The 24,645-nt window shown below is 60.9% G+C and carries 17 protein-coding genes and 1 pseudogene; 6 read left to right on the forward strand and 12 right to left on the reverse strand.

Annotated features, from left to right (window positions below; genetic code table 11):
• Window positions 1-22 precede the first annotated feature (22 nt).
• The 7 genes from AC1M7R_RS23515 to AC1M7R_RS23545 form a co-directional block, all read right to left on the reverse strand.
• Window positions 23-1,693 (reverse strand): response regulator, encoded by a 1,671-nt coding sequence (locus tag AC1M7R_RS23515; RefSeq protein ID WP_072431102.1) that lies wholly within the window; start codon window positions 1,691-1,693, stop codon window positions 23-25.
• Entirely contained in the window at window positions 1,690-3,192 is a 1,503-nt protein-coding gene (locus AC1M7R_RS23520) for an ATPase domain-containing protein (protein ID WP_072391187.1), read from the reverse strand. Before AC1M7R_RS23520 ends, AC1M7R_RS23515 begins: the two co-directional genes overlap by 4 nt.
• A gap of 207 nt (window positions 3,193-3,399) precedes the next feature.
• Window positions 3,400-4,455 (reverse strand): tetratricopeptide repeat protein, encoded by a 1,056-nt coding sequence (locus AC1M7R_RS23525; RefSeq protein WP_072391190.1) that lies wholly within the window; start codon window positions 4,453-4,455, stop codon window positions 3,400-3,402.
• Window positions 4,456-4,729: 274 nt separating this feature from the next.
• Complete coding sequence (locus AC1M7R_RS23530) at window positions 4,730-6,151, reverse strand: efflux transporter outer membrane subunit (RefSeq protein ID WP_072431100.1); 1,422 nt, start codon at window positions 6,149-6,151, stop codon at window positions 4,730-4,732.
• Window positions 6,148-9,327, reverse strand: a complete 3,180-nt coding sequence (locus AC1M7R_RS23535) for an efflux RND transporter permease subunit (RefSeq protein ID WP_072391195.1) — start codon at window positions 9,325-9,327, stop codon at window positions 6,148-6,150. Before AC1M7R_RS23535 ends, AC1M7R_RS23530 begins: the two co-directional genes overlap by 4 nt.
• 14 nt (window positions 9,328-9,341) lie before the next feature.
• A complete protein-coding gene (gene mexE, locus AC1M7R_RS23540) occupies window positions 9,342-10,595 on the reverse strand; it encodes a multidrug efflux RND transporter periplasmic adaptor subunit MexE (protein WP_072391198.1) in 1,254 nt (417 codons plus the stop codon).
• Between the two features lie 126 nt (window positions 10,596-10,721).
• Window positions 10,722-11,486, reverse strand: a complete 765-nt coding sequence (locus AC1M7R_RS23545) for a substrate-binding periplasmic protein (protein WP_072459210.1) — start codon at window positions 11,484-11,486, stop codon at window positions 10,722-10,724.
• Window positions 11,487-11,803: 317 nt separating this feature from the next.
• On the opposite strand from AC1M7R_RS23545, the gene AC1M7R_RS23550 reads away from it, so the two are divergent.
• From AC1M7R_RS23550 to AC1M7R_RS23565, 4 genes are all read left to right on the forward strand, one after another.
• The gene (locus AC1M7R_RS23550) at window positions 11,804-13,549 is read left to right on the forward strand and encodes a type I secretion system permease/ATPase (protein ID WP_076407090.1); all 1,746 of its coding nucleotides are present in this window, start codon (window positions 11,804-11,806) and stop codon (window positions 13,547-13,549) included.
• The gene (locus tag AC1M7R_RS23555; RefSeq protein WP_072391208.1) at window positions 13,536-14,855 is read left to right on the forward strand and encodes an HlyD family type I secretion periplasmic adaptor subunit; all 1,320 of its coding nucleotides are present in this window, start codon (window positions 13,536-13,538) and stop codon (window positions 14,853-14,855) included. Before AC1M7R_RS23550 ends, AC1M7R_RS23555 begins: the two co-directional genes overlap by 14 nt.
• A 1-nt stretch (window position 14,856) precedes the next feature.
• Window positions 14,857-16,182, forward strand: coding sequence for a TolC family outer membrane protein (locus AC1M7R_RS23560; RefSeq protein ID WP_490609958.1), 1,326 nt, complete (start codon window positions 14,857-14,859; stop codon window positions 16,180-16,182).
• Between the two features lie 116 nt (window positions 16,183-16,298).
• The gene (locus AC1M7R_RS23565) at window positions 16,299-19,121 is read left to right on the forward strand and encodes a M10 family metallopeptidase C-terminal domain-containing protein (RefSeq protein ID WP_490609959.1); all 2,823 of its coding nucleotides are present in this window, start codon (window positions 16,299-16,301) and stop codon (window positions 19,119-19,121) included.
• An 86-nt stretch (window positions 19,122-19,207) separates the two neighbouring features.
• Here the strand turns inward: AC1M7R_RS23565 and AC1M7R_RS23570 are convergent.
• Together AC1M7R_RS23570 and AC1M7R_RS23575 are read right to left on the reverse strand one after the other, a co-directional pair.
• Window positions 19,208-19,518: pseudogene (locus tag AC1M7R_RS23570) on the reverse strand (substrate-binding domain-containing protein); the annotation flags it as partial.
• 149 nt (window positions 19,519-19,667) lie between these two features.
• The gene (locus tag AC1M7R_RS23575) at window positions 19,668-20,051 is read right to left on the reverse strand and encodes a winged helix-turn-helix transcriptional regulator (RefSeq protein WP_072391217.1); all 384 of its coding nucleotides are present in this window, start codon (window positions 20,049-20,051) and stop codon (window positions 19,668-19,670) included.
• Between the two features lie 101 nt (window positions 20,052-20,152).
• Between AC1M7R_RS23575 and AC1M7R_RS23580 the strand changes: the two genes are divergently transcribed.
• On the forward strand, window positions 20,153-21,271 hold the full coding sequence (locus tag AC1M7R_RS23580) for an NADH:flavin oxidoreductase (protein WP_072391220.1): 1,119 nt from the start codon (window positions 20,153-20,155) through the stop codon (window positions 21,269-21,271).
• Window positions 21,272-21,782: 511 nt separating this feature from the next.
• Here the strand turns inward: AC1M7R_RS23580 and AC1M7R_RS23585 are convergent.
• From AC1M7R_RS23585 to AC1M7R_RS23595, 3 genes are read right to left on the reverse strand one after another with little or no spacing between them, the layout of a single operon-like run.
• The gene (locus AC1M7R_RS23585) at window positions 21,783-22,424 is read right to left on the reverse strand and encodes a LysE family translocator (protein ID WP_490609960.1); all 642 of its coding nucleotides are present in this window, start codon (window positions 22,422-22,424) and stop codon (window positions 21,783-21,785) included.
• Window positions 22,425-22,458: 34 nt separating this feature from the next.
• Window positions 22,459-22,779: an AzlD family protein gene (locus AC1M7R_RS23590; protein WP_072431092.1), complete on the reverse strand. Its 321-nt coding sequence runs from the start codon at window positions 22,777-22,779 to the stop codon at window positions 22,459-22,461.
• The gene (locus AC1M7R_RS23595; protein ID WP_072431091.1) at window positions 22,769-23,488 is read right to left on the reverse strand and encodes an AzlC family ABC transporter permease; all 720 of its coding nucleotides are present in this window, start codon (window positions 23,486-23,488) and stop codon (window positions 22,769-22,771) included. The genes AC1M7R_RS23590 and AC1M7R_RS23595 overlap by 11 nt, the downstream gene beginning before the upstream one ends.
• Window positions 23,489-23,610: 122 nt before the next feature.
• Here AC1M7R_RS23595 and AC1M7R_RS23600 point away from each other — a divergent pair, with 122 nt between their 5' ends.
• Complete coding sequence (locus AC1M7R_RS23600; RefSeq protein WP_072458833.1) at window positions 23,611-24,492, forward strand: LysR family transcriptional regulator; 882 nt, start codon at window positions 23,611-23,613, stop codon at window positions 24,490-24,492.
• Window positions 24,493-24,645: the final 153 nt, after the last annotated feature.

The following is a 24,645-nucleotide window of genomic DNA, read 5'->3' on the forward strand; positions in this document are numbered from 1 at the left end:
ATCGCCGGTAAGTCCGGGCCGCTCAGGCCCGGATCATTTCCCGTACCTTGGCGGTCAGCAAGTCGAAGGTGAACGGCTTGGTGATCATCTGCATGCCCGGATCGAGGAAACCACCCCTTACCGCGGCATGTTCGGCGTAACCGGTGATGAACAGCACCCGCAGGTCCGGGCGTATCTGCCGGCCGATTTCCGCCAGTTGCCGCCCGTTCATGCCCGGCAGGCCCACGTCGCTGACCAGCAGATCGATGCGCTGGTCTGATTGGAGAATCGGTATCGCGCCATTGGCGTCGGCAGCTTCGAGGAACGTATAGCCCAATTCACTCAGTACCGCGCTGACCAGCACCCGAACCGCCGGATCGTCTTCGACGATCAGCACGGTCTCGCCATCCTGGGCATGGGGGGTGTGCTGGGCATCGACCTTGGGCTCTTGCACCTCTTCACCCTTGAAGCGCGGCAGGTACAGGTTGACCGTGGTGCCCTGGCCGACAACGCTGTCGATGGTCACATGGCCGTGGGATTGCTTGCTGAAGCCATAGATCATCGACAGGCCCAGCCCGGTACCCTGGCCGATGGGTTTGGTGGTGAAAAAGGGGTCGAAGGCGCGACTGACGACCGCCTCGGGCATCCCGCAACCGGTGTCCTGGACGCTCAATACCACGTAGTCGCCGGGTTCGAGGTTGGTGTAGGCGTCGGTGAACCCGGTATCCAGGTACTGGTTGTAGGTCTGCACCACGAGTTTACCGCCATCGGGCATGGCGTCCCGGGCGTTGAGCACCAGGTTGAGCAGGGCGCTTTCCAATTGATTGGGGTCGGCTTCGGCGATCCACAGTTGATTGTCCAGTTGCATGTCCAGCCGGATGCTTTCGTTGAGGCTGCGTTGCAACAGTTCTCCCATGGACAGTACGAGGGTGTTCATCTGTACGGCCTTGGGGTCCAGCGATTGGCGACGCGAGAAAGCCAGCAGGCGATGGGTCAGGCCGGCGGCGCGGTTGGCGGAGGTCACGCCCAGGTCGATCAGGCTGTCCAGGTCTTCGGTGCGGCCGCGGGCGAGGCGGCGACGCAGCAGCTCCAGGCTGCCGATGATGCCGGTGAGCATGTTGTTGAAGTCGTGGGCGATGCCGCCGGTGAGCTGGCCCACCGCTTCCATTTTCTGTGACTGGCGCAGGGCTTCTTCGTTGTGGCGCAGTTGTGCGGTACGTTCCTCTACCTGCTGCTCGAGGGTTTCGAGGGTATTTTGCAGGCGCAATTCACTGTTGCTGAGGTCGATCAGGCGGTCCCGGGCTTCGTATTGCCTTCGGCGGCCACGCAGGGCGGTGGTCACCAGGCTGACCAGGGTCACGGGGTGGAAAGGGCGTTCCAGGAAGGTCACGTTGCCCAGCTGCACGCCGATGCGTGCCGCCGGGTTCTGTTCCGGGCCACCGTGATGGGTCAGCAGGACGATGGGCAGGTCGGACCAGGCGGGCTGTTGTTCGATCTGCAGGAACAGCGTCTCCAGGTCCGGCCCCACCAGGGCCTCCGAGGAAATCACCAACAAGCCGGCGCCTTTCTCCAATTCTTCGCACAATTGCCCCAGATGACGGCAGATGAGGCCGGCAAAACCGGCTTCATTGAGGATCATCAAGGCAATCTGACTGTCCCTTCCCAGCGGGGCGAGGATCAACGCCCGCTCGGACAAGGGTTCCGCTAACGTCACTGGATATCGTCCTTGAGCAACGGATTGTCCGCTCCCATGTAGGTTGGCACACCGCGCAATACACCCTGGAAGGCCTCCAGCGGCTCGCCGATGGTCATGCCCTGGTTGCCGATACGGTATTCGCGGATGGTGGACTCATGGCTGCCGGTGCGTTTCTTGATGATGGAGATCGCTCGGCGAACCTTGCCCAGCGCTTCGAAGTAACGCAGCAGGATCACCGTGTCGGCCAGGTAAGTGATGTCCACCGGCGCCTGCATGTCGCCCACCAGGCCGTGTTGCGCGACGGTCATGTAGGTCGCCGCGCCCTTGCGGTTGAGGTAGAGCAGCAGCTCATGCATATGCAGCACCAGGGCATTTTCCTCCGGCATGGCTGCCTGATAGCCGTTGATGCTGTCGATCACCACGGTCTTGATGTTGCCGTCATCGACGCAACGACGCACTCGGTGAGAGAACTCGCCGGGAGACAGTTCGGCGGCGTCCACCTGGTCGATCAATAACCTGCCGGTGTCCTGGAGTGCCTGCAGGTCGATGCCGATGTTTTTCATCCGCTCGTACAACAGGCCCAGTTCCTCGTCGAAGATGAATAGCGCGGCGTGCTCGCCACGATTCACCGCGGCTGCAGCGAAGATTAGCGCAATCAGCGATTTGCCGGTACCTGCCGGGCCCAGGATCAAGGTGCTGGAACCGGTTTCGATACCGCCGCCCAGCAAGGCGTCCATTTGTGCGATGCCGCTGGAGAGTTGCCGGCGGTTGTATTGCCCGCGGTGTTCGGCGGCCACCAGTCGTGGGAAGACGTGCACGCCGTCGGTCATGATGGTGAAATCATGGTAACCGCCGCGGTACTTCTGTCCGCGATACTTGACCACCCGGATCCGGCGTCGCTCGGCGCCATAGGTGGGGGTCAGTTCTTCCAGGCGAATCACCCCGTGGGCAACGCTGTGGACGGTCTTGTCCAGGGACTCGGTGGTAAGGTCGTCGAGCAAAAGCACCGTGGCGTCGTAGCGCACGAAGTAATGCTTGATCGCCAGGATCTGGCGGCGATAGCGCAACGAACTCTGGGCCAGCAGGCGGATCTCCGACAGGCTGTCGAGCACCACCCGGGTCGGCTTGACCCGTTCCACCACTTCGAAGATTTGCCGGGTGGCTTCCCCCAGCTCGAGGTCCGAAGAATACAGCAGGCTTTGCTGGTGCTCGGCGTTGAGCAGGCTTTCTGGCGGGGTCAGCTCGAAAATGACAATGTTGTCATCCATCTCCCAGCCGTGGGAGGCGGCACCCTGACGCAGTTCCCGTTCGGTTTCCGATAGGGTGATGTACAAGGATCGCTCGCCGGCCCGGGCGCCCGCCAGCAGGAAATGCAAGGCGACCGTGGTTTTGCCGGTCCCCGGTTCCCCTTCAAGCAGGAACACATGACCGCGGGACAGGCCACCGCAAAGGACATCGTCCAGCCCTTCAATGCCGGTAGCGGCTTTTGCGCTGATCAACTCGTTGGATGTAGACAAAAAGAGCCCTCTCATGACCAGGGAAGTGGGCGGCAGGCCGGGTAGAGCCTGAAATGAACCGCCTCATTACTTGACCGTTGGCGGCGATAGCGGTTCCGCTTCCTCTGCTTGCTTGTGTGACACTGTCGACGACTTCGAGCCTTGATTCGGTGTTTCCGGCTGTCGGACATCACCCGATCGCCCGCCAGGGAATCATGGCTTGCACCCTCACCACGCCTGCTGCAACGCCGGGTCGTCGGGGTTCAGTTGTTCCAGTTTCGCCAACAGAACCTGGACATGCTGCAACTGACCGGTTTCCTTCCAGTAATTGATCAGCAGGACCCGCGCCTTGCGGTCGGCGGGGTAGCGCTGGACGATCTCCTGCAACTGCTTTTGCGCCGCTTCCACCTCATTCTCGGCGTGAAGAGTGGTGGCGAGGTCATAACGGTAATGACGGTTTTCCGGCTCCAGTTCCACCGCTTTCGCCAAGCCGAGCACGGCGTATTCGGTCTGGCCATGCTGCAGCAACCACATGCCCAGCGCATGTTGCAGATAAGCCGATTCCGGCTGGGCTTGCAACTCTCGGGCGAGCAATTTGCGCGCGGCATCGCCCTGGCCCAGTTTGTCCAGCACTTCGACCTGCATGACCAGTGCCGGCAGGTTGTCCGGCTTGAGCTTCAAGGCCTGCTCCAAGGCTTGTCGGGCCTTGTCCAGCTGGGCGTTGTGCAGGTAAAGGCGGGCGAGCTGATACAGGGATTCACTGGTGAGCGGGCCGTCCTGGAGCACCTGTTTCCAAGTGTCGATGGCCAGCTGCATGGCACCGAAATACAAGCCCAGGTCATCGGGTGACAGGCCCAGCAGTGCATTCACGGCGGCAAACCGTACTTCAGGCTCGTTGTCCTCGAGCAATGGCCCCAGCAGCAGGGTGCGCTGGTTCGCCGGCACCAGCCCGACGATGCTGCCGATGGCTGCCCGACGCACGTCCGCCGATTCGCTGTGCAGGTCCGCATCCGCCAGTTTCAGGGCCTGGGGGCTTGGGTAGTTGGGCAGCTCGGCGTGCAGCCATACCCGGCGCTTGGGCGACAGGTCAGGGCGACCCAGTTGCTGGTATAGCATCCGTGCCGCGCCAGGCTGGCCGTTGCGCGCCTGTTCCAGCGCCTCGCTGTAGCCACGCTTGACCGCTTCCGGGATCTGCGGGGTGGTGCTGCGCAGCCACAGGGTGCCCACAACGATGACCAATAGCACGAGCAGGCTGATAAGCGCATAGCGGCGAAGCGAGGGCATACAGGAAATCCATGACCAGGTAGCGTGAAATGTCGCAAGCTTCGACCAGGCAAGAGCCTGAGTCAAACCCTGTGCCATTTCGCCATTATTCGTGGGCTTCGGCCTGTGCGATCGTGTTCGGGCCGTCGGTGTGACGGCGCCGGCGCGTAGGGGCAAAGGAGGGCGGCCAGGCAATCGGTGAAGAACCAAAAAAAAGCCCCGCATCCAGATGGGATACGAGGCCAATATTTGGTTGGTTGCGGCCAACCAAAGGAGCTCTGTCGGCCGGGATCGGTCAGTTGCTGGCGACGGTTTCCGGTTGCCAGCCACCGCCCAGGGCCTTGTAGATCGCGACGATGCCGCGATACAGATCCACTTCGGCCTGGGCCTGGGTGTCTTCGGCGGCCAGGCGTTCACGCTGGGCGTCGAGGAGCACGAGGAAGTCCACGGTGCCTTCGCGATAGCGGATTTCGGCCAGGTCGGCGGCGGCGCGGCTCGATTCGCTCTGGCGAATCAGCGAGATCAGGCGTTGCTGGCGCTTGCCGTAGTCGCTGAATGCGTTTTCCGATTCCTCCAGGGCCAGCAGCACTTGCTGTTCGTAGGACGCCAGGGCGCCTTCCGCTTCGGCATTGGCACCGCGCAGGCGGGCCCGCACGCTGCCCAGGTCGAAGGCGGCCCAGGTAATGCTCGGCCCCAATGCCCAGGCGTTGGCCGCCGAGGAGCCGATCTGCGAGCCGCGCCCGGCGGTAAAGCCGAGGAAACCGCTCAGGCTGACCCGAGGGAACAGGTCGGCCTTGGCGACGCCGATGCGCGCCGTGGCAGCCGCCAGCTGGCGTTCGGCGCTCAGGATGTCCGGACGCCGTTGCAGCAGCTCACCCGGATCGCCGATGGGCAGGGCCTTGGCGATGGCGGGCAGCTCCTTGGGGCTCAGGTCGACGCTCAGCTTGTCCGGGCGTTCGCCCAGCAAGGTGGCGATGCGGTTGCGTTGGCGGACCTGCTCGGCCTGCAGCTGCGGCACGCTGGCTTCCACCGAGGCCAGGCGCGCATCGGCGCGTACCACGTCGAGCTGATCGCCGACGCCGGCATCGCGCAGGCTTTCGGTGATCTTGCGTGAGGCTTGCTGGTTCTCGAGGTTCGCCAGGGCGATTTTTTCCCGCAGTTGAGCGCCGCGCAGTTGCCCATAGGCGTCCACCAACTCGGCGATCATGGTCACCTGCAGCTGATAGAGGTCGGCTTCGGCGGCCTGCTGGTCGGCATCGGTGGCTTCCAGGTTGCGCTGGATGCGTCCGAACAGGTCCAGCTCCCAGGCCATGTCCAGGCCCAGGTCATAGCGCTCGGTATTGACCCGGTCGGTGGTTTGCCCGGGAATCTGGCCCTTACCCAGGTTGCTGCTGGCTCGGCTGGTGATGGTCGGCATGACGTCGTTGCTGGCGTCATCGCGAATCGCCCGGGCTGCCCGCAGGCGGGCGAACGCTACGCGCAGCTCGCGGTTGCCTTCCAGGGACCGGCTCACCAGCGCATTGAGTGTCGGGTCATCGAATTGCTGCCACCAGATGCCTTCGAAACGGGCCCGGTCGAAGTTCTTCTGGCCGGCGGCACCTTCGGTGGCGGTGATGATATTCGCCGCCTCGGTCTGTGGTGCCTTGTAGTCCGGGCCCACCGCGCAGGCGCTGAGCGCCAGGGCCAGCAAGCTCGGAACGAACGCTTTCAAACTCATTGTTGCGCCTCCAGTTTCAAAGCCCGGGCCGCCTTGCGGGCCTCGCTGCGTTCGACGAAGTTGCGGATCAGTACATAGAACACCGGCGTGAGCAGCAGGCCGAAGAAGGTTACGCCCAGCATCCCGGAGAACACCGCCACACCCATGGCATGACGCATTTCCGCGCCGGCGCCGCTGGAGAACACCAGGGGCACCACGCCCATGATGAAGGCGAAGGAGGTCATCAGGATCGGCCGCAGACGCAGACGGCAGGCTTCCAGGACCGCCGCCAGCGGGTTCATGCCTTCCAGCTGTTTATCCTTGGCGAACTCGACGATCAGAATCGCGTTCTTGCATGCAAGCCCCACCAGTACGATCAAGCCGATCTGGGTAAAGATGTTGTTGTCGCCACCGGACAGGATCACTCCGGTAATGGCCGACAGCAGGGTCATCGGTACGATCAGGATCACCGCCAGCGGCAGGCTCCAGCTTTCGTACTGCGCCGCGAGCACCAGGAACGCCAGCAGCACGCAGAGCGGGAACACGAACAGCGCGGTGTTGCCCGAGAGGATCTGCTGGTAGGTCAGGTCGGTCCACTCGTAGGTCATGCCGTTGGGCAGTTCTTCCTTGAGCAGTTTCTCGATGGCCTTTTCCGCCTGGCCGGAGCTGTAGCCCGGTGCGGCCGCGCCGTTGATTTCCGCAGTGATGAAACCGTTGTAGTGCATCACGCGGTCCGGCCCCGAGGTATCGCTGACCTTGATAAAGGTGGCCAGTGGAATCATCTCCCCACGGTTGTTGCGCACCTTGAGCTGGCCGATCTGGTCCGATTCGAGACGGAACTGCTGCTCGGCCTGGACGTTGACCTGGTAGGTACGGCCGAAGCGGTTGAAGTCGTTGGCATACAGCGAACCCAGGTAGATCTGCAGGGTGTCGAAGATGTCGCTGACGGCCACGCCGTGGGTCTTGGCTTTCTCACGGTCGATGGCGGCGTCGACCTGGGGCACGTTCACGGTGTAGCTGGTGAACAGGCCGGCCAGTTCCGGCACGCTGCGGCTCTTGGTGATGATGTTCATGGTTTCCTTGTACAGCTCGTCGTAACCGAGGTTGCCCCGGTCCTCGATCTGCAGGCGGAAACCGCCGATCGTACCCAGCCCCTGTACCGGCGGCGGCGGGAAGATCGCCATATAGGCTTCCTGGATTTCCGAGTACTGCCCGTTCAAGGCGCCGGCAATGGCACCGGCCGACTGGCTCGGGTCCTTGCGCTCGTCGAAAGGCTTGAGGGTCACGAACACGATGCCGGCATTGGGGCTGTTGGTGAACCCGTTGATCGACAGGCCAGGGAAGGCCACCGCGCTTTCGACGCCGGGTTGCTTGAGGGCCAGGTCGGACATGCGCTTGATCACATCTTCGGTGCGGTCCAGGCTCGCGGCATCCGGCAGTTGCGCGAAGGCCACCAGGTACTGCTTGTCCTGGCCTGGCACGAAACCGGTGGGCGTGCTGGAGAAACCGAAGAACGTCAGCACCATCAGGCCGGCGTAGACGAACAGGGCGATGCCGCTGCTGCGGATCACGCGGCCCACGGCGCCCACGTAGCTGTGGCTGGCACGGTCGAAAAAGCGGTTGAACGGGCGGAACAGCCAGCTGCCGAGGATGCGGTCCAGGAACCTGGAGAAACGGTCCTTGGGCGCGTCGTGGCTCTTGAGCAGTACCGCTGCCAGGGCCGGTGACAGGGTCAGGGAGTTGAACGCCGAGATCACCGTGGAGATGGCGATGGTCAGGGCGAACTGCTTATAGAACTGCCCGGTCAGGCCGCTGATGAACGCCGCGGGAACGAAGACCGCACACAGTACCAAGGCCGTGGCGATGATCGGACCGGTCACTTCGCCCATGGCGCGTTTGGTGGCCTCCACGGGCGTGAGGCCCAGGCCGATGTTCCGTTCGACGTTCTCCACCACCACGATGGCGTCGTCCACCACGATACCGATGGCCAGTACCAGGCCGAATAGCGAGAGCGCGTTCAGCGAGAAGCCGAATAGATGCATCACGGCGAACGTACCGATCAGCGACACCGGTACCGCCACCAGAGGGATGATCGAGGCGCGCCAGGTCTGCAGGAACAGGATCACCACCAGCACCACGAGGATCAGCGCTTCGAAGAGGGTATGGACTACCGCTTCGATGGAGCCGCGCACGAAGATCGTCGGGTCATAGACGATGCTGTAGTCCATCCCGGCGGGGAAGCCCTTCTTCAATTCGTCCATCTTGGCGCGAACATCGTTGGAAATCTGGATGGCGTTGGAGCCTGGCCGCTGGAAGATCGGGATGGCCACCGCCGGCTGGTTGTCCAGCAGCGAGCGCAGGGCGTATTGGCTGGAGCCCAGTTCCACCCGCGCGATGTCTCTCAGGCGAGTGATCTCTCCGTTCTCGCCGGAGCGAATGATGATGTTCTCGAACTCTTCCTCGGTCACCAGGCGCCCCTGGGTGTTGACCGAAAGCTGGAAGGCCGTGGCGTTGGGGGCTGGCGGAGCGCCCAGGGCACCGGCGGCCACCTGGCGGTTCTGTTCGCGGATCGCGGTGACCACGTCGGTGGCGGTCAGGTTGCGCGAGGCGGTCTTGTTCGGATCCAGCCAGACCCGCAGGGAGTAGTCACCCATGCCGAACAGTTGCACGTCACCCACGCCGCCCAGGCGTGCCAGCTCGTCCTTGATGTTGAGCAGGGCATAGTTGGACAGGTAGAGCATGTCGTAGCGTTTGTCCGGCGAGGTCAGGTGCACGACCATCGTCAGGTCGGGCGAAGCCTTGTCCACCGTGATGCCGATCCGGGTCACTTCTTCCGGCAGCTTGGGCTCGGTCCGGGTGACGCGGTTCTGCACCTGCACCTGGGCGTTGTCCAGGTCGGTGCCCAGGGCGAAGGTGATGGTCAGGGTGATCTTGCCGTCGGCGGTGGACTGTGAGGACATGTAGAGCATGTTCTCGACACCAGTGATGGCCTGCTCCAGGGGAGCGGCCACGGTTTCGCCGATGACCTTGGGGTTGGCGCCCGGGAAGTTGGCCCGCACCACCACGGTCGGCGGCACGACTTCAGGGTATTCGCTGATCGGCAACTGGAACAGCGAAATGGCGCCGGCGATCAGGATCAGCAGCGACAGTACCGCTGCGAAGATCGGCCGTGAAATGAAGAACTGGGAAAATTTCATCTTGGTTCAGTTCCTTAACCGCGTGGAGTCGCAGCGGCCAGTTTGCCCGCCGTTCCGTTTGTCGCCTTGGACGGCGCGACCTGGGGCAGATTGCTGGCTTCGAGCGCTTTGCGATGTTGCGCCAGGGCGGCGAGGGTTTCTTCGCTGGCCATCGGTATGGTTTCAGGTGTGACCGGCGATCCCGGGCGAACCCGCTGCAAGCCCTTGACGATGATGGTGTCGTCCTTGCTCAGGCCGTTGCGCACGATGCGCAGGCCTTCGATCTTCGGTCCGAGCTCGACGGCGCGATACGCAGGCTTGTTGTCGGCATCCATCACCAGGACGAATTTCTTGCCCAGGTCGGTGCCCACGGCTTCGTCGTTGATCAGCACGGCGGAGTAGGTGCCGCTGCCCACCAGCTTGAGCCGGGCATAGAGGCCTGGGGTATAGGCGCCGTCCTTGTTGTCGAACACGGCGCGACCGCGGATGGTGCCGGTCTGCGGGTTGACCTGGTTGTCGATGAAGTTCATCTGGCCCAGGTGCGGGTTGCCGTCCTCGTTGGACAAGCCCATGTAGACCGGCGTGGCCTGGCCGCGCTGGCCCTGGCGGGCAAGTTGGGTGTATTTGAGGAAGACTCGCTCGTCGGCGTCGAAGTAGGCATACACCTTGTCGGTGGAAACCACGCTGGTGAGCCGGGTGACGTCGGCGGTGACCAGGTTGCCGGCGGTGATTTCCGCCCGGCTGACGCGGCCGCTGATGGGCGCGGTGACGCGGGTGAAGCTCAGGTTCAGCTTGGCCAGGTCCAGTTGCGCCTGGATGGCCGCTGCGGCGGCACGGGCCTCGGCGGCGGCACTGGTGCGCGAGTCAGCCAGCTCGGCGGAAATGGCATTGCTCTGACGCAGGCGTTCGCCACGCTGGGCTTCGTTCTCGCTACGGGTGGCCGTGGCGCGGGCCTGGGCCAGCTGGGCCTCGAGGCGCCGGACTTCGGCCTGGAAGGGACGAGGATCGATCTGGAATAACAGGTCGCCTTTCTTGACCAGCGCGCCTTCGGTGAAGGCCACTTCGTCGATCTGACCGGAAACCCGCGGACGAATCTCGACAGTCTCCGGTGCCTCGAGGCGTCCGGTGAACTCGTCCCATTCGTTGACCGGTTGTTCCAGCACCTTGGCCACACTCACCTTGGCGGCCGGCATGGAAGCCGCGGTATCGGGAGTCTTGCCACAGGCGCTTATCACCAGCACTGCCAACAGTGCGAGGGGAAAACGCAATTTTGAAAGTGAATGTTCCATGGATAGCTCCGCCAATGTATTGAGAATGGGCGGATGATGCGTGGCGGGATGCAACGGAACGAATCGAATGAAGCAAAGATAACTATCATCCGGAATGATATAAGCCTGGCTTCGGTCCCGCAGGCATTACCGGGGCTGATAGATCGCCTGTACACGGCTGAAGGTGCCGTCCTGGCGCATCGCTTCGACGGCCTGGCGCAAGTCTCTCACCATCTTGGCCGAGCACTTCCTGGAGCAGGCCAGGTAGATGTCGGCGCTGCTGCCCACCGAGCTCATCAAAAGCTTGCGGTCGGACACCTTGGGCCAGATGTAGCGGCTTTCCGGGACGCCGTTGAACCAGGCATCGATGCGTCCCATCAGGAGCATCTGAGCGGGGTTGTCGCCGATGGTCAGCGTGTAGATCTGATCGTCGTCGAACCCCTCGGCACGCAGGATCGCCTCCTGGGCGCTTCCCAGGCCGACACCGATCTTGCGGAAGGTCTCCCTGGCCTGGGCAAAGCTGGCCACTTGCCGGTCGAGGGTGAAGAACGCCCGCTCCATCGACATGATCGGGGCGATCCAGGTAAAGCGATCCTCCCGCACGGGGATGCGCGACAGCGGGGCGATCAGGTGATCCTCCTCCTCGCTGACATGTTTTTGTGCCCGGGCCCAGGGCAAGACATGGATTTTCACCGCATAGCCGGCGCGGATCATCGCCTCAATGGCGATATCGCCAACGATGCCATGCCCCTTGGGGTCGTCGACGAAGGTCAGTGGAGGCGCATCGAGGATGTGCAGTTCGATGGGCAGAGGGGCGCCATGCGCAGTGCACAAGCCCAGCAATGTCAGCAACAGGCTAAGCCGGCAAAGCACTTTGGCGCGAGCATTCGACACGCAGGTGATCCGGCTCATGATCGATTACTTCAGGCATGAAAGGCGGCGCCATTCTACGTCGCCCGGGTGGGTGAAACAGCGCCTTGCGCACGATGAATATGTGCAATGCAGCACATCCTGAAGACAGGGTAGTCCAGGGGAGCACTGCCGGCTTGCATTCGTTGACGATTTCCTCGGGAGCCGCCCCTTCAGAAATATCTGCCGCCGCCGATATGCCGCCGTAGACCCTTTTTGCCCGGATGCGTCGGCAGTGCCCTGCTGAAAAATCACAAGCATCCGGGTACCGGTCCCCCACGTTTTTGCAGTCAGCCCCAAGCCGGCCCAGGTAACGAACCATGTCAGCCCACCCGAAGACCGATCTGGAAGGCGCCCTTGCCGTATGCAGAGGCAGTTTCCTCTCCGTTGGTTTTTTCAGTTTTTTCGTCAACCTGCTGATGCTGGTTCCGTCGTTCTACATGTTGCAGGTGTATGACCGCGCTGTAGGAAGCGCCAGTCTGTCGACCTTGTTGATGCTGACGCTGATCATGTTGCTGCTGATGGCCACCATGGGCGGGCTGGAGTGGGTTCGTTCGCGGATCATGGTGCGCGTCAGTACGCGTCTGGACACGCTGCTGGGCCAGCGTCTGTTCGACGCCAGTTTCAAGCAGGCCCTCAATAGCAGCGGGATGAACGCTTCGGGCCAGCCGCTGAGCGACCTGAGCGCGTTGCGCCAGTTCCTGACCGGAAACGGTCTGTTTGCGTTTTTCGATGCGCCCTGGATCCCGATCTACCTGGCGGTCATGTTCATGTTCCACCCCTGGTACGGCTGGATGGGACTATTGAGCGCGTTGCTGCTGGGAGCACTGGCCTTCGCCAACGAGCAACTGACCCGTGGGCCGTTGCAGACGGCCAATCGTGAGCAGATGGTCGCCAGCGCCTTTGTCGCCAAGAGCCTGCGCAATGCCGAGGTGGTGGAGTCCATGGGCATGCTCGCCAGCCTGCGCCAGCAGTGGAACGAGCGCATCCATCGGGTCCTGGCCTTGCAGAGTCTGGCCAGTGATCGCGCGGCGAGCATTGCCGCGGTGTCCAGGACGTTCCGCCAGGTCCTCCAGTCCCTGGTGCTGGGGTTGGGGGCCTATTTGACGATTACCCATGAAATTTCCTCGGGGATGATGATCGCCGGTTCCATTCTGCTGGGGCGGGCGTTGGCGCCCATCGACCAGTTGATTGGCGTGTGGAAAGGCTTTCTGGGAGCACGCTCGCAATATGCCCGGTTGCAGACGCTGCTGATCGAGGTGGCCGCTGAGCCAGAACGCATGTCATTACCCGCGCCCGAAGGGGCGATTCGCGTCGAGGGGCTTTCGGTGAGTGCGCCGGGCAGCCGCAAGCCGGTTGTCCGGGGCTTGAGCTTCCAGGTGTCCGCCGGCGAAGCGGTGGGCATCATCGGTCCCAGCGGCGCCGGCAAGTCCAGCCTGGCCCGGGCGTTGCTGGGTATCTGGCCAGGCCAGGCCGGCACCGTACGCCTGGACGGTGCAGACATCAGCCAATGGCGCCGGGAGGAGTTGGGCCAATATATCGGCTATCTGCCCCAGGACATCGAATTGTTCGAGGGCTCCATCAGCCAGAATATCTCGCGCTTTGGCCCGGCCAATGCGCCAGCAGTGGTCGCCGCCGCGCGCATGGCGGGTGTCCATGAGCTGGTGCTGCAATTGCCCGACGGCTACGACACCGTGATCGGCGCCAATGGCGGCGGATTGTCCGGTGGCCAGCGGCAACGCATCGGCCTGGCTCGCGCCTTGTACGGTGAGCCACGCCTGGTGGTGCTCGATGAGCCGAACTCCAACCTGGACGACGCCGGGGAAAAAATGCTTGCCGAGGCGTTGCACAAACTCAGGCAGAGCCGTGCCACGGTGTTTGTCATCACGCACCGCTCAGGTGTGCTGGCGCAGGTAGACAAGCTGCTGGTCCTCAACCAGGGCGAGTTGAGCCTGTTCGGGCCGCGCGACCCGGTCCTGGCACGGTTGCGGGGCGCTGCCCCCGCCGCCCAGCAGGCGACGGCCCCATCGAAAGAAGCGGATGAGCACCTTTATGCCAAGCAATAAGTCCTCATCCGTCGACATGTCCACACTGCCGATCGATGACGCTCCGGCACGGCGCATCGGGTATCTGATGCTGCTGGTCACCTTTGGCCTGTTCGGCGGCTGGGCCACCCTGGCGCCCCTGGACAGCGCGGCACTGGCCCCAGGGGTGGTCACGGTCAAGAGCTACCGCAAGACCGTACAGCACCTGGAAGGCGGCATCGTGCGGGAACTGCGGGTGCATGACGGCGACCTGGTAAAAGCCGGCGATGTGCTGATGGTGCTGGACAACACCCAGGCACGTTCGGAAATGGAAGCCATGCGCAGCCAGTTGGTGGCGGCGCTTGAACTGCAGGCCCGCCTCGAAGCTGAGCGGGACGGGCTGCCCGAGCCCGTCGCCGTGCACTCCCTTGACCCCTCCGACCCGCGCGTGCGCGAAGCTCGGGACAGCGAAGCACGGATCTTCCAGACGCGACGGACCTCGCTTCTGGGCGAAGTCGGCCTGCAAGAGACGACGATCGGCCAGATCGAGGAACAGATTCGCGGACTCAAGAACATCATCGCCAGCAAGCAGGCGCTGGCGGCGTCCTATGAAGAAGAGATTGTCGATTTGCGGGCCTTGCTCGCCGAAGGCTACGTGGACAAGCAGCGCCTGCGGGAACAGGAACGCAGCCTGTCGCGCCTGCGGGCCGAAATCGCCGAAAGCCAGTCCGGGATTGCCCAGGCACGCGTCCATGCCGACGAAGCGAAGCTGAAGATACTGCAATTGAAGAAAACCTTCGCCAGTGAGGTGGCAGGCCTGCTGGGTGACACACGGAGCAAGGTGTATGAGTTGCGCGAGCGCCTCGCCACCCTGCAGGACCGCGACCAGCGCACCGACATCGTCGCGCCTGAGTCGGGCATGGTCATGGGCATGACGGTGCACACCCTGGGCGCGGTGGTCAGCCCGGGCACTGCGTTGCTGGATATCGTCCCGGCCAACGAAGAACTGATCGTCGAGGCGCAGGTTTCGCCCATGGACATCGATCGCATCGCCCTCGGCAAGCTGGCGAGCATGCGTTTCAGTGCGTTCAAGAGTGGCACCACGCCGGTGATCGAAGGGCAACTGGTGCAGCTGTCCGCTGACCGCCTGACCAACAAGGACACCGGTGCGGCCTACTACCTGGCGCGGGTGGCGCTGACAGACAATGGGCGTCGCACGCTGGGCAGCCTAACCCTGGTGCCGGGCATGCCGGTCGAAGTGCTGCTCAATACCGGGGAGCGGACGCTGTTGCAGTACTTGATGCAGCCCGCCAGCAATGCATTTGCCCGTTCGTTGATCGAGGACTGACATGAAGTCTCTGATCGCGATCGGCCTGCTCGCTGTGTCGATGAGCGCCTTGGCTGACACTGAAGCGCCGCTGCCTTATGTCGATCTTTGGCAACTGCACCAGGAGGCGCAAGGGGCCGATCCCCGTATCCTGCGGGCACAGGCCCTGACTCGTAGCGGTGACGGCAATGAGCGGGCGGCCTTGGGCCGCTTGCTGCCGCAGCTCAATGCCAGCAGCAGTGTCAACCGCAGCCGGCGGGACGATGACCTGGGGCGAATCCAGTACAACGGCAAACGCATGGCCGTGGTACTCAATCAGGTGCTCTACGACCCGCAGGTCTGGCGCAGTTATCAGAAGTACGTCGAGCTGGCCCAGAAAAGCCAGTACGAATCCGACGACACCCAGGTGCAGTCCAGCATCGACTTGTCCGAACGCTACTTCGCCGTACTGGCGGCGGAGGATGAACTGTCCCTGGTGCGCAGCGAACTGGCCGCCACCGAGCGCAACCTCAAGCGGATCAAGGCGCTGTATGCGCGCCAGATGGCGATGGTGACCGATACCCTCGACCTCGAGGCGCGAGTGGATGCCCTCAAGGCCGACGAGATCGAGGCCGGCAACAAGGTCCAGGTCAGCCGCGAAGCCATTTCCGAATTGGTGGGGCGGGACGTCCAGGAACCTCTCAAGCGTATCGGCGACAACCCAGCCTTCACTCTGCCGCCGCAGACTCCGGACGATTGGATACGGATGGCCCTGGACAGCAACCCGGCCTTGCATGCCCGGGAGCACAATATCCGCGCCGCCGAGGCCGCCATCGGCGAAGCCAAGGCGGGCCATTTGCCGCGCCTGGGCCTGAACCTCACCGCGCAGCGCAGTGATATCGGCTATGAGGGCGCGTTGACGCCACGCTCGGACAATCTCGTTGCCTCCCTCGATTTGCAGGTCCCTCTCTACAGTGGCGGCTCCACCAGCGCCCGGGTATCGAGTTCCGAGAGCGACAGGGAGGTCGCCCAGCAAGAGCTGGAGGCGCTGAGGCGCCAGGTGGTCAAGGAAACCCGCACGGCTTACCTCGGCATGATGGCCGAACTCAGCCGGATCAAGGCGACACGCCGCGCGCTGGAGTCCGCCGAGAAGTCACGGACGGCCACGGAAAAAGCCTTCGGTTATGGCGTCAAGAACGCCGTCGATGTGCTGGACAGCATCAAGGATGAGTTTCGTGCACGGCGTGATTTCTACCAGTCCCAGTACCGGTTCGTTACCAGCCTGCTGGTGCTGCACCGCTGGAGCGGAAGGCTGGGGGACGGGGATATTCGCAAGACTAACGAGTGGCTTGTTGCGCCAAGTAAATAGCGTCAAAATTTGAAAAAACAATGGCTAGATGATATCAATGCCGCCATTCCACATCATGATCTCTTGCTGCGGCCCCATCCAAGAAGGGCTGCAGGTTTGCACACAGGAAGTTTCGCATGCCTAGTCCACTCGGTTATTCACCTGTTTTATCTGCAAAGCTGACGGGCAATGCGCAAATCGATAGCTTGATCTATGGCACCTACTGGTCAGGCACGAGCAGTGGCACGTCCCTGACATACAGTTTCATAAACATCGGCTCTTTATTCTCCCGCTCCTACAGCGACGAAAACGAGTACGGTGCTAGCTATGCCCTGACGTCAGCGCAGAAAACCGCCGTTGTCGGCTCGCTCGCCGAGTGGAGCTCGGTTGCCAATATCAAGTTCACCCAAGTGAGCGAAACCTCCACGAATGTCGGTGACTTGCGCTTTGGCGGCTATTCCTGGATGGATTCCGACACCGCCGCCTGGGGCTATTTCCCCGGGCAAAGCGCCGCCGCAGGGGATGTCTGGATCGGACCGGTGACCAACGAGCCGGCTCCCACCCCGGGCACCTACGACTACCTGACGTTTATGCATGAGATCGGTCATGCGCTGGGTTTGAAACATCCGTTCTCCCAAGGGCTGACAAACAACACGGTGCTTGCAGATCAGTACGACGATGTTCGTTATACGATCATGAGTTACGGCAACGCGTATTCCTATGAACCCACCTCGCCCATGCTGCTCGATATTGCGGCGATCCAAAGCCTCTATGGCGCCAACATGCTTTGGCAGACGGGCGATAACAACTATCGCTGGACCGCTGACCAGTCGGTTTTCGAGACTATCTGGGACGCTGGTGGCATTGATACCATCGACGCAAGCAATCAGGCGGCAGCGGTCCGTATCGACCTCAATGAAGGACAGTTCAGCAAAATCGGCAAGGCTTTTCTGAACCTGAATACCCAGGACGCATTTAATGAAGGATTGGCGATCGCTTACGGCGCCAAGATCGAAAACGCAGTCGGCTCAGTCAATGACGATACCCTGATAGGTAATGCGCTGAGCAACATTCTGAATGGTCTTGCTGGCAACGACACCATGATTGGCGGTGCAGGCGACGACATCTACGTGGTTGACAACGCCGCTGATACGATCACCGAGGCCAGTGCGTCACCGACGGAAATCGATAGCGTCCTCTCGTCCGTCAGCTACAGCCTGGGAACAAACCTGGAAAACCTCACGCTGATCGGCGCCGCTTCCATCAGCGCGTCCGGCAACGGGCTGAACAACCGCATCACCGGCAATGCGGGTGCCAACTCTCTGAGCGGCGGTAGCGGTATCGACACGCTCATCGGAGGCACCGGCAACGACATTTATGTGGTCGACAACAGCGGTGATGTCATCAGCGAAGCCAGCACCCTGGCCAGCGAAATCGACACGGTGCTGTCTGCTGTGAGCTGGACCCTGGGCGCAAACCTGGAGAACCTGACACTGTTAGGTTCGGCGGTTATCAACGGCGTCGGTAATACCCTGAACAACAGCCTGATCGGTAATGCCGCCGATAACGTGCTCAATGGCCTGGGCGGTGCGGATATCCTGGACGGCGGGGCCGGCAGTGACGTCTACGTGGTTGACAATGTCGCTGATACGATCATCGAGGCAAGTGCCTCTCTGACGGAAATCGATGGCGTCCTCTCGTCCGTCAGCTACAGCCTGGGAGCGAACCTGGAAAACCTTACGCTGATCGGCGCCGCTTCCATCAGCGCGTCCGGCAACGGGCTGAACAACCGCATCACCGGCAATGCGGGTGCCAACTCTCTGAGCGGCGGTAGCGGTATCGACACGCTCATCGGAGATACGGGCAACGACATTTATGTGGTCGATAATCTCGGTGACATCATCAGCGAAACCAGCACCCTGGCCAGCGAAATCGACACGGTGCTTTCTGCGGTGAACTGGACCCTGGGCGCAAACCTGGAGAATCTGACGTTGCTCGGTACGGCGGCTATCAGCGGCACTGGCAATGCCCAGAACAACGTGTTGACCGGCAACGTCGGCGACAACGTTTTGGACGGCGGGGTTGGGCTGGATACGCTGGTCGGAGGCGAGGGAAACGATAGCTACGTCGTCGACAACCTGGGTGATAAGGTTATCGAACTTGCCGGTGCAGGCCGGGACGTGATCCTCACCGCGGTCAGCTACACCCTGTCGGCCAACGTCGAGGACGGCCAGTTGCTCGGCACGGCTGAGCTCAACCTTGTCGGCAATACCCTGGACAACAGCCTGATCGGTAATGCCGCCGATAACGTGCTCAATGGCCTGGGCGGTGCGGATATCCTGGATGGCGGGGCCGGCAATGACGTCTACGTGGTTGACAATGTCGCTGATACGATCACCGAGGCAAGTGCCTCTCTGACGGAAATCGATGGCGTCCTCTCGTCTGTCAGCTACACCCTGGTAACGAATCTGGAAAACCTCACGCTGACTGGCACTGCCGCAATCAATGGCACCGGCAACGCCCTGGACAACGTGCTGGCAGGTAATGCCGGCAACAACGTGCTGAACGGCGGTGCAGGCAACGATCAGCTCAATGGCGGCGCGGGCGCCGACACGTTGATCGGTGGGCTGGGCACGGATCTACTGACGGGCGGAGAGAGCGCTGATCGATTCGTCTTCGATGCGTTGAACGAGTTGGGCACCGGAGGTATTCGCGATGTCATCCTCGACTTCAACAGCCTGCAGGGCGACAAACTTGACCTGTCAAAACTGGATGCCAATATCCTGACCACGGCAGACAACCCATTCAACTTCATAGGTTCGAACGTTTTCAGCGGCGCCGGGCAGTTGCGCTTCGTTGATCACGTGCTCTACGGCAACCTCAACGACGACCTGGACGCGGATTTCGAGATTCAGCTGGTGGGGGTCAATACCTTCGGTACCAACGATCTGGTTGCCTGACAAACGATTCAAGTGCCTGCCAACCATCGATCCATTGCGAGCAGCTGGACAGCGTCGCGTGAAGTACGGAGCCGGCAGGGCCTGGCTTATAGCGACGCCCTGATCACCAATGGGCCATCCACTGGGGCCCCGCGACTTGCAGGGTCTCGATCAGATGCCGGGCCGCTTTTCGACCGATCTCGTAGTACGGCAGTCGTACCGTGGATCAGGAGCGGGGATGAGCGATCGGCGATGCCGATCATGTGGTCGTAGCCAGGCACGGGCACATAGCCGCGGATCTTCAGGCCACGGCCCAGCAGCAATAGGCGCACAAGGCGATGCGGTCGTTGCCGCAGATCAGGATGTCCAATTGAGGGCAGCCCTCGATGATGTGCCGATCAAGGGCGGCTGTTTCATGGCCACTTCCGGGCCACGATCCGGAAATTTCCCCTGCTGCGAGAGTGAAATCTGGCACTTGATTTAGCGGTTGGCAGGTTCAGGGATACCGCAGGCAAGTCTGCGAAGTCATGCGTTGCAGATGGGCAGTGGTGACAAGTCACTCGGCAATCACACCGCCGGCTTTTGCTCCGCGGCCTCGTCGAACTTCGACCGGGCCGCTTCGACCTCGGGTAATTTGTCGAGCGTCCATTTATGCAGTTCGCGAAATGGCTGCTGCAGCGTTTGACCCAGTGGGGTGATCTCATACTGCACCGCCACAGGTGAGAACGAAATGATCTGGCGCGAGACGAGACCATTTCGTTCCAGTCGCCGCAGGCACTGTGTCAGTGCCTTCTGGGTGACGCCCTCCAGGCGGCGCTTGATGGCGTTGAAGCGATGCGGTCCGTCATCGAGCACCGCCAAAACCATCATTGACCACTTGTCCGCGATCTGGTCGAACAGCGCCCGGCTTGGGCACTCCGACGAAAAGCATTGCGGCTTCAATTCCAGCATCGAAGTTTCCTCATGTATACCAAGGCGACTTTAAGTGCCTAATTGACATCAGGTTTACAAAATATACTTTATGGCCTCCGAAAACAAATGGAGTCCATCCGATGTCGATCCCCGATACCAGCATCTTATTCCGTCCTTTTTCCATCCGGTCGCTCGAACTGAAGAATCGTATTGTCATGGCACCCATGACGCGTCTGTTCTCACCCGATGGCATTCCGAGTGAAGCGAGTGCTGCCTATTACCGGCGACGAGCAGAAGGAGGTGTCGGGCTGATTCTGTCGGAAGGCACCGTGATCGATCGTCCGGCATCGCGTAATGATGGCGGCATCCCATTTTTTCATGGCGACGCGGCGCTGGCGGGATGGAAAAACGTGATCGATGCGGTCCACGGCGCGGGCGGACGCATGGCCCCACAGATCTGGCACACCGGTTCCACGCGTTACATCAACGACTGGGAGCCGGATGCGCCAGTGGAGAGCCCTTCGGGCCTCGTTTCGCCAGGTGATCCGCGTGGCGTGGCGATGAGTGAAGAGGACATTGCCGACACGGTAGCAGCGTTCGCCAAGGCCGCAGCAGATGCCAAGCGACTGGGCTTCGATACCGTGGAGATCCACGGAGCCCATGGTTATCTGATCGACCAGTTTTTCTGGTCTGGCAGCAATCTGCGCACCGACCGCTACGGCGGCCCGTCCATCAAGGAACGCTCGCGCTTTGCCAGCGAGATCGTGTCTGCTGTTCGTCAGGCGGTGGGTCCTGAATTCCCGATCATCATGCGTGTCAGCCAGTGGAAGCAGCAGGACTACGGCGTGCGCATCGCTGAGACACCCGCAGTGATGGAGGACTGGCTGCTGCCACTGGTCGAGGCCGGTGTCGACGTCCTGCACTGCTCGCAGCGACGTTTCTGGGAACCTGAGTTTCCCGACATTGACGGTGAGAACGGGCTGAACTGCGCGGGGTGGGCGAAGAAGGTCACGGGAGCCACGACCATCAGCGTCGGTTCGGTCGGGCTGGATAACGATGTCACTCACGCTTTTGCCGGCGAGGGATCGCTCCCGGCCAGCCTGGATCGGCTCGTTGAACGCATGGAGCGCGAAGAGTTCGATCTGATCGCCGTAGGGCGTGTCCTGCTGAGTGACATGGATTGGGTCGCCAAAGTGGAAAAAGGCGATTACGCAGGCCTGAAGGGCTTCAATCCGGCATCTTTGGCTGAATTGGTTTGAGCCTCATCGGGCGGTGGAGAGCGTGACGCCACAAAGGTCCTAGCCTGAAGACAGCAGCGGTCTGGCCTCGGATGTTGCGAGGTCGAGACCGTGACCCGTTGTCGAGTGTGCCCTGACTGTTAATGGTTGAACACGTTGAGGCCACTCAACACCTGTGAACAGGATTCTCTTGCAGCCTGTGGCCCGGGCGTTTACGCGCAGGCCATGGAGCGTCACAAGCTGTCCGGGTCCCCAAAGAACATTTTGACTTGGCTCTAGGACGGTAGTTTCAGTTTGAAAAAGTCTTGATGTGCCCCCAATTTTGCCCCTAATCCTATGCCGTACACGAGCGATCACGAATGACGATTCCTGACACGGACTGGGGTGGCAATGTAATTTTCAGTTCTATTTTGAGTACCTGCCGCGCTCAAAAGCGTTTTTACACAGCCTCGGCCAAAAGCGGACTGTTGCGCAGTGTCTTAGCCGGCCTCCGAGCGGCCCAGCTAAGCTAGGCCAAAGGCGCAGGTTTATCTCAAGAAACTGGGCGGCGTACCGTCAAAATGGCAGCGCCGAAGCAGATGAATGCTGAGCCTACGAGCCTGCCGATCCATATGGAGAGTGCTGGGCGGGTCAGTACACTTTTGACCTGAGCCGCAGCGGCGGCATAAACGCTCAATGAAGCCAGCGACAAACCCATGAAGATGAAGGTGAGTAGCAGGAATTGTGGCAGCAGCGCGACGTCCTTGTTAATAAACTGCGGGAACAGGGCGGTAAAGAATATCGTTGCCTTAGGATTGGTGACGGCGGTCAGGAAAGCCGACTTGTAGAGTTTCATACGTGACGGTGTAATCGCTTTGCCATCCGGCTGCACTTCCTGAATGAGGATTGGATGCTTGTTGAACAACTGCTTCACGCCCAGATATAAGAGGTAACCGGCACCCAGGACTTTCACCGCATTGAACATCCATTCGGAGCTTGCGAGCAGGGCGCCCAAGCCAGACGCCGCAGCAGCCGATAAGCAGAACAATCCGCAAGCGTTGCCCAATGATGACCATACGGCATAACGCGGCCCAAATGCCAAACTGTTATTGATCGCCATAACGGTCGCAGGGCCAGGGCTTGCGATGGCAATCGCTGCGACTAGGGTAAAAGCCAAAACTGAGTGCGGATCCATATTTCATGTCCATAGGTGGTTGAGAGGGGGCATATTACAAGACGACCTGAAGCTGCCTGAACAATGCTGCCATCAAAATCCCGGCTGCAATCGCCGGAAGAGATTTGTGCAGTGTTAGCATCACGATGGCGGTCGTTAGCAATGCGAGTCGCGCGCCGTTATCACCCGTAATTGCCATCGGTGTCAGCACCGCCACCAGTACCGATCCGGACATGGCACTGATGAATTGCTGCACCCGGTAGTTGATGGGCACAAATGACATCACGAATACGCCGCCCCACCGGGTGGCGAGCGTGACAATTGCCATGATCAGAATGATGTACAGCGTGCCGAAGCCTGAAGTTTCAATGCTCATTCTTTTTCTCCGGCCAGAAGGCGCCCAGTAAACCGCCGGCCAATGCTCCAGTAACAACGTGACTGTTTTCAGGCAAATACAAGTAGGCCGATAAGGACGCTGCGGCCGCCACACTCCAGATGATCAACATGCGCAGGTTTTTTTGGCCTCCGAGCACCATCGCGAGAAGAAAACAGCCCATCACCATGTCGAGGCCCAGACTCACTGGGTTTTGAATGACGCTTCCAAACTTCAGCCCCAGCCAACTGCCAAGCGACCAAGCCGACCACAGCGCAAGACCGCCCCCAAACAGCAGTCCCATGCCTCGCTTGCCGCTGTTGAACGCCTGCATCGACATCGCCCAGTTGGCGTCGGAAACCACCATCATCACGCCGTAACGCTTGGCGCGTGGTAGTTCGCGTAACCAGGGGTACAGGGTTGCTCCCATCAACAGATGGCGGGCATTGATCGCGAATACCGTGATCACCAACGGTATTACCGGGACGTGCTGACCCCAGAGGTCAAGCACTGCAAATTGTGCTGCGCCAGCGAATACCAGAATACTCATTAGAAGAGTTGACGCTTCGCTCAGCCCTGTCTGCGCGGCAGCAAGCCCGAAGGCAATCGCAAAGACCACAACGAACATGGAGATCGGCAAGAGCTGTTTGAAGCCGCTCCATATTTCGTATTTATCCAACTCTACGGAGCTTGCATCGACACTTAACACCATTCCACCTCACTGGATCAGGTTGTACCTCTATTCAGGCGCCATTTTGGGGGCGCTGAGCGATCCAAGAAAAGCGAATAAGTTTTATAATCGCCATTCGAGTTTCGAATTGCTAAGGTTTAGTGATGCACTCCAAGGATTTGCAGATTGACTGGCTACGAACCTTCCTGGCGGTGGTTGATACCGGTTCCATGACGGCGGCGGCGCGACAGGTATCGCGCTCGCAGTCAGCGGTGAGCATGCAATTAAAGAAGCTAGAAGATAGCATCGGTCGCCCGTTGCTCAACCGCGAGCCTAGGCAACTGTCTCTGACGCCCGCTGGCTTCGATCTGCTGGGCCATGCGCGCAAGTTACTAGCGTCTCACTCGACCCTGGTGCTTGCTATGCATGGTGGGGCTCTTTCCGGGCGGGTGTCTTTTGGCGTTCCTGACGACTATGCAGTGCCGTACCTGGTGCCGGTGCTCAGGCACTTTGCTGCGCGCTTCGGTGAGGTCGAGGTCACGTTGGTGTGTGAAGAGTCCACAGCGCTGCTGGCAAAGGTTGATCGAGGTGAAATCGATTTGGCGCTGGTGACCCGTGATGCACCTTCACGTGGTGAGTTGCTCTTCAGGGAAGCCTTGGTGTGGGGCGCCGCTGAACAGCACGAGATCTGGAAGCGCAGCCCGCTACCGATTGCAGTGCATGAATTAGGCGGACGGTTGCGTACCGAGATACTGGCAGCGCTTGAGGCTCAGCAACGTGAGTATCGAGTTGTCTACAACAGTCCTAATGTCAGCGGGCAAATAGCTGCTGCTCAAAGCGGAATGGCAGTTGCTGTGCTTACGCGGTGCAGCCTTCCTCCCACTCTAAAGATGCTCGATGCGCGGCAAGGTTTACCCGAGCTTCCGGTAATTGAAGTCGTGCTGATGCGGAGCCGGGATTCAAAGGGATCTCGTGCCGTGGATACGCTGTACGATGAGGTCGTGGGTTCCCTAAGAGATCCTCTATGTGTTGAACGAGCTAAATAAATCGGGCTTTGAACTGACAGACATGACGGGGCTCTGGGCAAATTACTTCGCTCAGATAGAATAATTCGACTCTTCGGTGCTATTTGCTGTACCTAGCAGGATATTTAAAAGATATGCACATGAGGGGCTTTGAATTGTACTCATAAATCAATG

It is taken from the genome of Pseudomonas sp. MS01C9 (assembly GCF_058202755.1).

Coding starts and splice junctions, on each gene's coding strand:
- AC1M7R_RS23560 (WP_490609958.1), top strand. CDS start 14,857: ATGAAGTCTCTGATCGCGATCGGCCTGCTCGCTGTGTCGATGAGCGCC.
- AC1M7R_RS23590 (WP_072431092.1), bottom strand. CDS start 22,779: ATGAGCATTGAAACTTCAGGCTTCGGCACGCTGTACATCATTCTGATC.
- AC1M7R_RS23555 (WP_072391208.1), top strand. CDS start 13,536: ATGCCAAGCAATAAGTCCTCATCCGTCGACATGTCCACACTGCCGATC.
- AC1M7R_RS23585 (WP_490609960.1), bottom strand. CDS start 22,424: ATGGATCCGCACTCAGTTTTGGCTTTTACCCTAGTCGCAGCGATTGCC.
- AC1M7R_RS23575 (WP_072391217.1), bottom strand. CDS start 20,051: ATGCTGGAATTGAAGCCGCAATGCTTTTCGTCGGAGTGCCCAAGCCGG.
- AC1M7R_RS23535 (WP_072391195.1), bottom strand. CDS start 9,327: ATGAAATTTTCCCAGTTCTTCATTTCACGGCCGATCTTCGCAGCGGTA.
- AC1M7R_RS23600 (WP_072458833.1), top strand. CDS start 23,611: ATGCACTCCAAGGATTTGCAGATTGACTGGCTACGAACCTTCCTGGCG.
- AC1M7R_RS23550 (WP_076407090.1), top strand. CDS start 11,804: ATGTCAGCCCACCCGAAGACCGATCTGGAAGGCGCCCTTGCCGTATGC.
- AC1M7R_RS23595 (WP_072431091.1), bottom strand. CDS start 23,488: ATGGTGTTAAGTGTCGATGCAAGCTCCGTAGAGTTGGATAAATACGAA.
- AC1M7R_RS23530 (WP_072431100.1), bottom strand. CDS start 6,151: ATGAGTTTGAAAGCGTTCGTTCCGAGCTTGCTGGCCCTGGCGCTCAGC.
- mexE (WP_072391198.1), bottom strand. CDS start 10,595: ATGGAACATTCACTTTCAAAATTGCGTTTTCCCCTCGCACTGTTGGCA.
- AC1M7R_RS23580 (WP_072391220.1), top strand. CDS start 20,153: ATGTCGATCCCCGATACCAGCATCTTATTCCGTCCTTTTTCCATCCGG.
- AC1M7R_RS23565 (WP_490609959.1), top strand. CDS start 16,299: ATGCCTAGTCCACTCGGTTATTCACCTGTTTTATCTGCAAAGCTGACG.
- AC1M7R_RS23545 (WP_072459210.1), bottom strand. CDS start 11,486: ATGAGCCGGATCACCTGCGTGTCGAATGCTCGCGCCAAAGTGCTTTGC.
- AC1M7R_RS23525 (WP_072391190.1), bottom strand. CDS start 4,455: ATGCCCTCGCTTCGCCGCTATGCGCTTATCAGCCTGCTCGTGCTATTG.